At 63.9% G+C, this 12,194-nt stretch carries 9 protein-coding genes; 3 read left to right on the top strand and 6 right to left on the bottom strand.

Annotated features, from left to right (window positions below; translation table 11 throughout):
* Positions 1-28 precede the first annotated feature (28 nt).
* Positions 29-1,495, top strand: a complete 1,467-nt coding sequence (locus RIE53_03910) for a calcineurin-like phosphoesterase family protein (protein ID MEQ9103821.1) — start codon at positions 29-31, stop codon at positions 1,493-1,495.
* Here RIE53_03910 and RIE53_03905 read toward each other — a convergent pair.
* The 6 genes from RIE53_03905 to RIE53_03880 form a co-directional block, all read right to left on the bottom strand.
* Complete coding sequence (locus RIE53_03905; GenBank protein ID MEQ9103820.1) at positions 1,468-3,135, bottom strand: DUF885 family protein; 1,668 nt, start codon at positions 3,133-3,135, stop codon at positions 1,468-1,470. The two genes, RIE53_03910 and RIE53_03905, sit on opposite strands and share 28 nt — an antisense overlap.
* A 29-nt stretch (positions 3,136-3,164) precedes the next feature.
* Complete coding sequence (locus tag RIE53_03900; GenBank protein MEQ9103819.1) at positions 3,165-3,650, bottom strand: cupin domain-containing protein; 486 nt, start codon at positions 3,648-3,650, stop codon at positions 3,165-3,167.
* On the bottom strand, positions 3,643-4,122 hold the full coding sequence (locus RIE53_03895; GenBank protein MEQ9103818.1) for a YdeI/OmpD-associated family protein: 480 nt from the start codon (positions 4,120-4,122) through the stop codon (positions 3,643-3,645). The genes RIE53_03900 and RIE53_03895 overlap by 8 nt, the downstream gene beginning before the upstream one ends.
* Positions 4,123-4,126: 4 nt before the next feature.
* Entirely contained in the window at positions 4,127-4,957 is an 831-nt protein-coding gene (locus RIE53_03890) for a S1/P1 nuclease (protein ID MEQ9103817.1), read from the bottom strand.
* A 15-nt stretch (positions 4,958-4,972) separates the two neighbouring features.
* Positions 4,973-5,392: a DUF1761 domain-containing protein gene (locus tag RIE53_03885; GenBank protein ID MEQ9103816.1), complete on the bottom strand. Its 420-nt coding sequence runs from the start codon at positions 5,390-5,392 to the stop codon at positions 4,973-4,975.
* 64 nt (positions 5,393-5,456) lie between these two features.
* On the bottom strand, positions 5,457-6,263 hold the full coding sequence (locus RIE53_03880) for a 3'-5' exonuclease (protein MEQ9103815.1): 807 nt from the start codon (positions 6,261-6,263) through the stop codon (positions 5,457-5,459).
* A gap of 15 nt (positions 6,264-6,278) precedes the next feature.
* Between RIE53_03880 and RIE53_03875 the strand changes: the two genes are divergently transcribed.
* Together RIE53_03875 and RIE53_03870 are read left to right on the top strand one after the other, a co-directional pair.
* A complete protein-coding gene (locus RIE53_03875; protein ID MEQ9103814.1) occupies positions 6,279-9,029 on the top strand; it encodes a PD-(D/E)XK nuclease family protein in 2,751 nt (916 codons plus the stop codon).
* A gap of 8 nt (positions 9,030-9,037) precedes the next feature.
* The gene (locus tag RIE53_03870; protein MEQ9103813.1) at positions 9,038-12,193 is read left to right on the top strand and encodes a UvrD-helicase domain-containing protein; all 3,156 of its coding nucleotides are present in this window, start codon (positions 9,038-9,040) and stop codon (positions 12,191-12,193) included.
* Position 12,194 lies beyond the last annotated feature (1 nt).

Raw genomic sequence — 12,194 nt, 5'->3', positions numbered from 1 at the left:
CCTGTCCACGAACTGAAAGAAAATACCCATGGCTGTTATTGATCGCCGCGCCTTCCTTGCCAGAACGTCCGTGTTTGCCGCGATGGCGGCAACGGCCCCGACCGCCCTCGCGCGTGTCCTGAGCCCGCAAACCATACGCATTCGCGGACATGTCACGGACGGACGCCGCGGCGTACCGGGCGTTGCTGTCTCGGACGGACTCCAGATCGTGGAGACGGACGCCGATGGACGGTATTCAATGGTAACCACATCGCGCCAGCCGTTCGTATTCATGGGTGTGCCAGCTGGATGGCAGATCCCGGTCTCGGATGTCGGGACGGCCCGCTTTCATGCACCCATCACGTCTGCGCCCGAACAGCGTCTGGACTTTCGATTGACGCGTGCGCCCGGCACCGACCACGCGTTCGTGGTGCTGGCCGATACGCAGACGCAGAACCAGTTCGAAATGGATCGTCTGCATGCCGAGACCGTGCCGGACGTGGCCCAGACGGTTCGCGATCTCGGCATGGAAAACGTGTTCGGGGTGGCGTGCGGGGACATCATGTTCGACGACCTCTCCCTGTATCCGCAGTATGAGAAAGCCGTGTCCGACATGGGGATACCGTTTTTCCAGGTGGTCGGAAACCACGATCTGGACTTCTCGGCATTCGTGGATGTGGCATCCACCGACACCTTCTCACGGCATTTCGGGCCGCGCTACTACTCCTTTGACCGGGGAGACGTGCACTATGTCGTCCTGGACGATGTGTTCTGGAACAACCGCACGTACATGGGCTATGTGGACGCCGATCAATTGGTGTGGCTGGAGGCCGACCTCGGTCGGGTGGCACCGGGGCTGACAGTCGTCGTGTTCGCGCACATACCGCTCCACGGAATGGGCTATGCCCGAAACGGGCAGTCTTCGCCCAGTGCAGGCGGGTCGGTATCCAACCGGGCCGCCCTGTACCGGCTGCTGGAGCCGTTCAATGCCCATGTCATCCAGGGACACACGCACGAGTCGGAGCACATCTTCGAGGGCGGCGTGCACTCGCATGTGCTGGGCACGGCGTGCGGGGCCTGGTGGAGTGGCGACATCTGCCACGACGGCACGCCCAACGGGTATGGCGTATTCACCGTTCGCGGCAGCACCGTGTCGTGGCAATACAAAAGCACCGGCCAACCCATGGAACACCAGCTGCGTGTTTTCGAGCGCGGCGCAGATCCTGCTGCCCCCGACGAAATCGTGGCCAATGTCTGGAATTGGGACCCCGAGTGGGCGGTCGTCTGGTACGAGGGGGGCGACCGTCGGGGGGTAATGGCCCGGCGCCGCGGCACGGACCCGCGCGCCGAAAAGGAGCAACGCGGGCCCGAGTTACCGGAATGGCGTTCGTGGGTCGATCCCGTCCCGACAGACCACCTGTTCTATGCGCCCGTTGCGGAAGGCGCGGGCCCCGTCATTGTCGAAGCCACCGACCGGTTCGGAAACGTCTACTCGGCGTCCACGATGGAGCGGTAGTGGCTGTCCGTGCCCGTCATCTCCCAGCGGATGAGGGACACCGGAATGAATCCGGCATCGTTGAACCGATCCATGAAGGAGGGGAGTGAGAAGTCCACGCCCTCGCGCCGTGCCACGTCGCGGATGAGATCCTCGATCTGGACCTTTCCGGTCACGTAGCTCGACCCGTACCCCGGCTGCTGCAGATACAGGTGCTGTTCGAACTGGACCAGATCGCCATCGGGCTGCATCCAGCCGCGTGGCGTCCAGTTGACGGCGAACTCGGAGGCCTCCAGCATGGTTTTCTCGTTGCCGTGCATGTAAAGTCCACCCAGGGCGCGCGCAGCACGTTGTGCCAGAAGGATATAGACGAGTTCACGGGCACGGGGGCGATCGTCGAACAGGCCGGCCGCCATCATCATCTCTTCCATACCGGTAGCCATGCCTTCAGCCCGGCCGTCAAATATGTTGTAGAGCGATGGTGTGGCACGGATGACACTGTCGTGCGGCTCTTCCGCCATCCGGGCGATGTCAATCCAGTGGTAATGATGCGTGCGCATGACGAGACCATCCCGGTAGTTCACTTCGCTGAAGAAGCTGCGGGGGCCGTCGGAGGGTGAGAACCGGCCGATGCGTTCCCGCAGGGCCTGGTCCATCCACGGAGCGGTCGTCATGATGTCGGCATCATCCAGGAAGGCCAGGTATTCGTCGACCGCTGCGTTCAATTCACGGTCATAGGTGTCCGCGTCGGCGAACGGCTCCAGCTCCGGCAGTGCGCGGTTCCGATGCTCGCTCAGTTTCAAGTAGGCCCAGGACCGTGCCAGTTCACGCTCCATGATCGTGACTTCCTCCTCCCAGGACCAGGGCATGAGATGCACGTTGCGGAGGTACCACGTGTAATTTTCCTTGCCGACGCCCGATGCGCCCCGCTTCTCGGGGAGCCGGTCCGACAGCCACTCGTGGAACGCGGCCGTGGCTCCCAGCGCTTCCAGTGCGGCGTTCTTCACGGATTCGTTGTTCACCGTGTCGGCAATCCGTTGCAGAGCATCGCGTTGACGTCCAATGACCCGGACCCCGGCTTCCCAGAGATCCCGGGCATCACCCGTCAGATTCTGTTTGGCCTGTTCATAGAGGGGCTGGATGGTACGCAGGCGGGCGGCGGCTTCCTCGGCATCGGCCGGGGACAGGGGCTGCTCGTAGGCCCACCATTCGATGGCGGTGTCGATGACCGGCCCTTCACGGGCAGGAATGTCGGTCGGGGACGGATAGACCATGACATAGAACGCGGGGTCCCGCTCCCAGGGACGACGGACACGGTGGTCGAAGTCCAGGCCATTCATTTCGGCGCGGACCAGCTCGAAATCAATGCGCTCGGCGTCGGTCCAGCCGGTCGTATCGAAGGCGGCCAGCCGGTCCATCCACCCGGGCAGGTCCCGGTGCTGCCGCTCCATGGATTCCACCGTGTAGTCGGGTACGCCGTCGGTGAGGTCGGCGGCTTCGAAGGCGCGCCAGGCCAGGAAGAATTGCTCCAGGTCATCGTGGTTGCTGCCGGCAGGAACGCCGGGATCGGAGGGCGTGGTACATCCGTGCAGCAAGAGGCTTGTCACGAGCAGCAGGACAGCGGAAAAGGCCGTATGCCGTGTTAATGCGGAGTCAGACATGACAGTAGGGTGGGATGGAGGGTGGAACATCAAATATACGCGGCCCAGGCTTCGTTCAGTACCTGCATGCGGCGCGGCCCGCCGGGCTCGTCCGAGAGGAACGCGAAGTCGGCGAAGTCGAAACCGGGGCCGACCGTGCACGCGCAGAGGGCATGGGCCCCGGCGGGCCGCGCCGCTTGCCACCACCCCGCAGGAACGACGTGCATGTGCGTACCACGTCCGACGCTGTCCAGTCGGATGATTTCGAACGCATCGAGGGAGGGAGGAACGACCGCCAATTCGAGGGGATGACCGTGCATATGGTGCCAGACTTCGCATGAGTGCACCCGGTGCCAGCGGCTGAACGTGCCTTCCGGAAGCAGGAAGTCGATGGTCGTGATCGCCGAGCGGTCGGCGCGGTCGTCGTGCGGCGTGACGGAACGCGTGGACCGGTACGTCTCCCGGAACCAGCCCCCCTCGGGATGGGGCGCAAGGCCGAGCGTATCCACGAGTTCGCGCCAATTCACATCATTCATTTCGATCACCATACAGGGAGTGGGTCCGGAGTTTCCGGCAGATATCAAGCGACCGGCGGATGCGGGTCTCCTCGCGCTTGCCCGACGCAATATAGCCGGCCAGCCCACGGCGTTGTCCAACGGTCAGGCCTTCGAAGCGCTCGGCGGCTTCGGGGTCCTGGTCCAAGGCAATCCGGAACTCCTCACAGACGTCTATCCGGTCGGGTTCGGGGTCCACCTGGAGGTCCACCTCGGCCATGTCTCCCCGGGCCAGTCCCATGTCTCGCAATGCGGCGAGCGAGACAATCACGGCGTGCTCCCCCTGGTTGTTCTGGAACAGGTAGCGCCGGAGCTCCACGCCGTTGACGTGGATGATGACGCGTCGCTGGCCTCCGGCAATCACGTCCTCTGCGATGTCCGGAGGAATGGGGAGATAGTGATACGGCATGGCGTTCGCATCCATGCGCAGGACCGGGGCCGGGAACGCATACATGGGCTCAGCTGGCAAACAACCGGTTCAGGAGCGCGCCAAGGCGGACCCCGCCCATCTGCAGGCGCTGTTCGATGATGGCGGTGTTGCGCTCCATGTAGGCATCGTCGACCGGCAGGTCATAGGCCGAGTCGTACACAATCCGGAACGATTCCTCCGCCCAGTGGGTCGGGTTCTGGTCCTCCCATGCCTTGCGGTCAGCATCCGAAATATCGAACCAGAGGAGGGATGCATGATCCAGCCAAGCGCGACCAATCCGTCCCCAGAGGACGGAGTCCCAGACCCGGTGCAGGTTGTATTCCTCGCCCTCCACCATGACCATGGTGTCATTGCCGCCCCGGTCATCGGCATATCCGGCATGCATGGGTTGATGCAGGTCGCCCACGAAGTGCGACAGGAATTTGAGCGCATCGAGCCGCTCGGCGGTCGGCGCGGCCGGATTTTCGAGGACGGCACGGGACTCCTCAATCCCCTCTACCACACAGAAGGTGTCGGCACAGTCCCGTTCAAGGTTGAAGGATGTCTCCCCGCGGGGAATGTTGACGTAGTGGGCCGTGGTATACCGGTCGTACCGCGCATCCCGTCCGCGAACCCGGTCCGCCCATACACAGCTGTCCATGAAGCGGTCGTAGGTGGGATCGGCATCCAGGAGCTGACGGATGCCGTCCCTGGCTTCATCCGTGAGCTCCCACCAGGCGATGGCACATACGATCTGGTGCCCATCCGCGCCCCACCGAGCCGACGGTGCCTGTGGTGTCACGTCCACGTCCGTCGTTGACCCGAACGGGAAGATCGAAAAAACGAGCAGCGACAGGAAGGGAAGCAGTGCAGCAATCATGGGGCGGTGCCTGGCCTATCGCCACACACCCAGGATGGCGCCCATTCCGAGCAGTGCGGCGAGGTTGTACGTAACGTTGATGAGCCAAAGTACGACATGCTTGTCGTCGAAGGCCACCTCCTGCCAGGTCACCCAGACGACATAGCCGAGCCAGACCCAGAAGGCACCTTGCATGCCATATGCCCAGCCATCCATTCCGTAGGCATCGGCAAAGGCCTGCAGGCCGTGGGCCAAAACGAATGCCGCAAGGAGGCCTGCCACGAACGTCAGACCGTACTGTCTGAGTGGGTTCATCTCTGCGCGGATCTGCTCCTCGGTCTTGTTGGACAGGTCCATCCACTTCTGGCCGAACAGCGGGCCATACCAGATGGCGCCGACGACCATGGGAACGAGGCCGGCTACGAGAACGGCGAACAGGTCGGGAAAATAGTCCATGAGGCGTTCCGGGTTGGTGATGCCCGAAATAACGTGATTTGGAAGATCAGCGCAAGTCCCCCCTTTATTCCACCGGAGGTCCGCCGAGGGTCGCGCTGATCCGCGCATTGAATTCCTCTTCCGGAACACCGGCCAGTGCACCCCTGCACACGCTCACGACGTGCTTGGGGAAGTCCGCGCCCATCATCCAGGAGAGGTAGGACGGGTCCGATTTTGCCACGTCCAGGATGGGGCTGTCCATGTATTTCTTCCCGAACGCAATGATGACCCGGCCTTCGCTCCATTTCAGGTGATTCGTCGGACCGACCCAGCTGTCCATGTCCGGGTTCGTCATGCGGGCCAACTCCTCCCAGGTGGCTTCTTCCAGGTTGAACGTCCTCCGCATGCCACGCAGTACGTTCACGGCCGCCTGCACGTCGGCCTCGGCGCTGTGCGCCTCCTCCAGGTCGCCACCCACGAAACGCCGGTAGGCATCGGTCAGGGACCGCGGCTCGAGCGTCTGCCAGATCCTGAACGGATCCACCACCAATTTGTCCGTCAAATCGACCGGCTGTCCAATACGTTCGAATTCCCGTTCAACGCATCGGATGTCGAAACGTACGTTGTAGCCCACCAGGACAGCCGCACCGTCCAGGAAGTCGCGGACCTTCGGGGCGATCTCGGCGAATGACGGCGCATTGGCCACATCTTCCATGGAAATCCCGTGGACGGCCTCGGCACCTTTCGAGATCGGGATGTCGGGCTTGACCAGTGTGGTGTATGTTTCCTCCTTGCCGGCCTCGTAGAGGCACATGGATATTTCGACGATCTGATCCGTTTCTGGATTGCGTCCGGTGGTTTCCACATCGAACGCGATCATGATTTTGCTCATGTACCTGTCTTGAAAATGAATGACCTGGATGGCCCCCGCCTGGTTGACGAGATTGACCAGGCCCTGCGTGAAGGGGGACGGCTCTCGGCCCTCAAGATACTGATTGCGCCGACAGGTGCCGAGGGGCGGGCGCTTCGGGTGGGACTGGCGCGTCACGGCGTGTCATTGGTGAACGTGGAAGCCGTGACGCCTCGTTCGCTGGCCCGGCTGGTCCTGCGGCCGACGGGCCTGTTGGACGGCTGGCTGGAGTGGGACCATACGACCGGAGTCCGCATGACCTCCTGGTACATGGAGCAGCTGGACTGGCCGGATGACCATGCGCTCCGGCATGCCCATGCCCCGTTGTACAGGTTGCTGCAGGCCTTGCGCATGGAGGGCATTCGGCCTGATGGTTGGGTGGAGGCCGGCGGGGATCCCCGGATCGGGGAATTGATGCGGGTATGGGATGAGGGATTGATGCGTGCAGGGGCGGTGGACGGGGCCCGGGTAGCGTGGATGGCGCTGGAGAACGTAGATGCGTTCCTGGCAGCCCGCAAACCCACACTGCTCATCCGCCTGGCCGACATGGCCCTCAGCCGGGAGGAAGCGCGACTGGTGGATGCGCTGTCCGGATCGGTCCGGACCGTCACCGTGGGAGGCGGTACGGGCGTCGCAGCGGGTCGGGCCATCACCGGCGTCGACCGGCATGACGAGGTCCGTCGGGTCTGGTTGGACGTGGTGGAAGCCGGCATTCCGTTCGACGACGTGCAGATTGCCATGGCCCAGGCTGACGTGTATGAACCGGAGTTGGTGGCGGCCGCAATGGAGGCGGGTATTCCGGTCACCCTGCAGCAGGGCCGACCCGTCACGGGCCGACCCGAAGGACGCCTGGTGCAGGCGGTCCTGGACTGGATGGCTGACGGATTTCCGTCCGACGGGCTCTCGGCGTGCATCCGGTTGGGCATGATGCCCGTGGATGCCGTCCGGAAGGGCGAGATCCTGGATGTGCTGGCCGCGTGGCCGGTGCGCACCGGTTCCATCCACGACGAGGCCTGGGTGGCGCGATGGATCCGTGCGGTGGAGCGGGAGCGGTTGTCCGCTGCGGCCGCGCAGGATGTGGTGGACCTGTTGCGGCGCGTGGTACCCGTCTCCAATGCACCGCTGGTGTGGCCGGCGGACGTCTGGGATACCCTGGTGGATGTCGTCGGGGTTCAAGCGGCCGCTCGAGGAGCCATCCTGCCCGGACTGGATGCCGGGGTGCGACTGCCGTGGTCCCGGTGTGCATCCTGGCTGGCCGACTGGTGGCGATCGGTACGGGAGCAGGAGGAGACGGACGCCGGGGGCGGCGTATTGCTGGTGCCGCTTCACCGATCCATGTTCACGCTTCGGGCCGCAACGTGGGTGGTCGGGTTGGACCATGAAGCGGTAGTGCCCGAGAGTGGCTCCGTTCTCGAAGGCCTCCCGATGGATGTTCAGCGGACGGCCCGGAAGCTGGTCCGGGATCTGGACAGCGTGCCGAAAACGGCGTCGCTTCAGGACATGGTGGGCCAGTTGGCCCGGCATTCGAAATTGGAGGCGCTTTCCTTTGCGGCATTCGACATCGTCAATGCGCGTTCGCAGTTCCCGCACCGCGCGTTCCGGGCGTGGACCCGTAGGGGCAAGTTGCAGGATAACCCCGCGAATGGGGATGGCGGAGCAGGAAAGGCGGCTCGACTTTGGGACATGACCGATATCATCCGGGCCGTTCCGAGGGATCATGCTGTTCAGTGGGCCGGAGAGGCCCATCCGGAGTTGGCGCCCCTTCTGGCCGCCCAGGCGGCCCGGAGCGGCCCGGAATGGACCCCGCACGACGGGATGGTCGGAACGCACCCTGCACTCGCGGTATGGCCCAGGCGAACGAGTGCGTCGGCCCTCGAAGACCTGTCTGAGTGTCCGTTCCGGTATTTCATCCAGAACATTCTCCGCGTGCGGCCGGTCCGGGAGCGGACGGAGTTCCTGGACGCAGCCGAGCGTGGGCTGATGGCCCATCGTCTGTTCGAGTGGGCCGTGAAATGGCAACGCGAAACGCCCGACCGGGCCGCTTTGGCTGAACGGCTGGAAGCCGCATTGCTGGACGCGCTGCGCACACACGCCGAGGTGGCACCCAAACCCGGTCCGCACGCCTGGAAGGAATCGGTTCGCGACCTTCAATTGATGGTGGACACGCTGCTGGCCGTGGACGAACATGCGTTGTCCGAGGTGGTCGAGACCGAATGGACCTTCGACGGCGCTGCCATGGGAAGGTGGGCGGTGGCCGGTCGGATTGACCGGATAGACCGGAATGACGAGGGCATGGAAACCATCCTGGATTACAAGACGGGCGGGGCCGGGAAGTACACTGTTTCCAAGCTCCAGGACTTGCAGCGATACCTTCAGTGGGCAGTCTATGCCGTTGTGCGCCAACAGGCGCAAGAGCCGGGCGCGCAGGCGAATGTGGCGCGATCGGGGTATCGGTTCATGCGTCCCGGCGAGTGGGGGACCGAGATCCTGGTTCAGGCCCCTGACCCTGGCACCGTGGGGGACGTCCTGGACCGGTTGGCGTCCCGTGTGGAGGACGGCTGGTTCATCCAGATCGCGGACCCGAATGAATGCCGGTATTGCCCGGTCCGGAAGGCGTGCGGGGATCTGGAACTGAGGAAACAGGACATGGACAGCAAGGAGCAGGCCGGGATCATCCCCGCCGACACGTTTACGGAGCATTTGAATGGATGGATGTTCGCATCCAAACTCGGAGGAGCATCGGAATGACGGATGCCATGGAACGCTTGCCTGAGGACCATTCGGATCGTCGAATGATTACCGAGGATCTGGCATCGAACATGATTGTACGGGCCGGTGCAGGGTCCGGAAAGACCACTGCACTCATCTCCCGGATTGTCGCCCTCCTGGAATCGGGCGTCACGCCCTCCTCGATTGTGGCCATCACCTTCACGCGACTCGCGGCCGCCGAGTTGAAAGTCCGGCTGTACGACGAGCTTGCGGAACGGGACATGGCGTTCCCGGAAGAGCTGTACATGGGCACCATCCACGCTTTCTGTGCCCGACTCCTTCGCCAGCGACCGTTCGATATCGGAGTTGCACCCGATTTCATCCAACTGGAAGCAGAGGATGCAGCGGAAGACGGGCGACGGTTCTGGCAGCGTTACCTGTCGCGGGCAAATACGTCCCAGGCGTTGGACGAGCTGACGGCGGCAGGCTGCACGGACGACATGCTCACGGATCTCTTCCGGCGGGTCTCGGAATACAGCGATCTGGTGCCGGTCGTGGATGAAGTCGGGGATGATATGGACCTGGAATCGGCCGTGGAGCACGCCATGGAGGTGGTTCGCGGCCTGGAGACCCTCGGGCCCTTCCATCCCGATCCCGATGCGGTTCAATCCGGGGTGCGCAAGGCGCGGATGGTCCATGGGATGATGGATGCCACCCGGGATGCGGACAGAGTGGCCGTCCTGCAATTGGTGGACGGATTGCTGAACAAGAAGGGCGATGCGCTACCGGTGACGTTGTACAAGTGGCAGCGTCCCAAAGCGCTCATGAAATGCGTCCGGGACGGGCTGGATCATGAGGAATCGCCTCTCAATTTCGTTGACGTGATTGCCCGGCACGTCCGCCCGGCCGTCCAGGCCTGGAATGCCCGCGTGCACGCTCGGGCTACGTACTTCGTCCAGCAGGCCGTGGCGGAGTTCGACCAGGAGCGCCGGCGTTCGGGACGGCTGACCCACGATGACCTCCTTCGCCTGGCCGCCGAATTGGTCGGCCGTTCGTCAGAAGCCCGGGCGGCGTTCCAGGCATTGTACCGCCACCTGCTGGTGGATGAGTTCCAGGATACCGATCCGACCCAGGCACGCATGTTGTTCTGGCTGGCATCGGGGACTCCGGATCTGGAAGCCTGGTCCCGGAGTCCGCTCCTGCCGGGCCGGTTGTTCCTTGTGGGAGACGACAAACAGTCCATCTATCGGTTCAGAAGGGCGGATTTCGAGGTATTCGGCCTGTGCGAACAGGCCATCGTGAATCAGGGCGGGCGCAGCCTGGAGTTGACGGTGAACTTCCGTTCGACCCCGTCGGTGTGTGCGTGGATAAATCAGGCCCTTTCTGAACCCTTCACGGAAAGCAACCATCAGGCCCCCTGGCAGCCGTTGCTGCCTTTCCGGCCCGACACGGATGCTTCCCGGGTCGAGTGGATGACCTACGACGGCAAGATGTCCGCCCAGGAGGAGGCCCGGAATGAGGCCCGGACCATTGCACGCATGATCAAGGATGACGTGGACGCAGGCCGGGCGGAACCCGGGGACTTCCTCATCCTCATGCGGACCGCCAAACGCATTTCCGTGTATGTGGCTGAGTTGTCCATGGCGGGTCTGCCGGTATCGGTATCGGGAGGCACGTCCACCGGCGGGTCGGATGTGTTGGCCAGTGTGTGCAGCATCCTGGAATATGCGGCATCGCCCCACGATCTGCTGGCCCAGGTCAGCGCGCTTCGTTCCCCGATGGTGGGGGTCTCCGACCGGGAATTGCTCGATTGGGCTACCGAAGGCAGCGTCGCGGTGCAAGCGGCACTGGCGCGACTGGACGGCATGGCGTCCGTCCTGCACGACCATGGGCCCCATGCGGCACTCTCCAGGATAGCCTGGGAGCAGGACTGGTGGCTCTTCCTGTCGACGCGATCGACGGCGGATGTGGATACGGGCATGTTGCAGCGGATTCTGGCGCTGTTCCGGGATGTGGAAGCGGCGGGAAAATCCTGGCTGCACGCGCTCGGCCTGCTGCAGGCCGCCCGGGACGACGCGCAGAAGATTCCGCTCCACACCAGCCGGAAATCGGGACTATCGGACATCCGGATCATGACGGTGCACGGGGCCAAGGGCCTGCAGGCACGGACGGTCTTCCTGGCGAATCCGAGCCATGTATCTGCCCGGACGCCGGATTGCCATTTCGATTCGACGTCCGAATCCGCGCGGGTGGTCCTTCCCGTCGTGGAGCGGCATGGATTCTCACCCGTCGTCCGCTTTGCGCCCCGGAATTGGCCGGACATCCGGTCGACGGAGCAGGCCTTCCAGGATGCCGAGGCGGTGCGTCTGCTGTACGTGGCGTGCACGCGGGCTGTCGAGCGGCTCGTGGTCACCGTACGGGGCACGGGGCGCGCCGGGTACTGGAATACGCTTTCCGGCGCACTGGAGCGGAGTGCTGAAGGACCCATCCTGATCTCCGCGCAGACGCCGGGCGTCCGGGATGATCGGCCGTCCCCGGCCACCTCGGTGTGGGCCAACGCCCAGGCGGTATTGGATGCGCGTCGGGCGCGCATCCAGTTGTTGTCCAGGGAACGGTACCGGGTGGTCCGACCAAGTGACCTGGGCGCACTTTCCGCAGGCCATGCACTCGGGGAACGCGCCTTCATCCCGGAAGGGCATGGACCCGGTGGCAAGCTCTTCGGCCAGGCCGTCCACACCATGTTTGAATGGTTGGTCAATCAGCGGGAACAGGTCCCCGACAGCGCTGCGGTCCGCGACCATATCCAGTCGTTCCATGCCCAGCCGGAGTGGCTGCCGTCATACGACGACGGCATGCTGGCCGCGGCCCGGGGACTGCTGGATGGCCCGCTATGGGCCCTCATCCGGGAGGCCCAGGATGTGCTGGTGGAGGTACCTTTCACGACCGGGCTGGCCACCGATGGCGACATGGTCCAGGTGGTTTCCGGCACCGTGGACCTGGCCCTTCGACGGGGTTCGAAGTGGACGCTGGTGGACTTCAAGACCGATCGACAGGAGGCGCGGGACCTGGTGGCCCTACACGGCCCCCAGATCCGGACATACGTGACCTGCTGGCGTAACATGTTCGACGACGACGACGTGGAGGCCTGCCTCTGGTCGACGTGGTTGAACAGGCTTGTTCCTGTTCAGGAAGAAGCGTCCTGAC

This window comes from Rhodothermales bacterium, from assembly GCA_040221055.1.
In the GTDB taxonomy this organism is placed as follows: domain Bacteria; phylum Bacteroidota; class Rhodothermia; order Rhodothermales; family UBA10348; genus 1-14-0-65-60-17.
The sequence above is the reverse complement of the archived record's forward strand: the minus strand, read 5'-3'. Positions and strand labels throughout refer to the sequence as shown.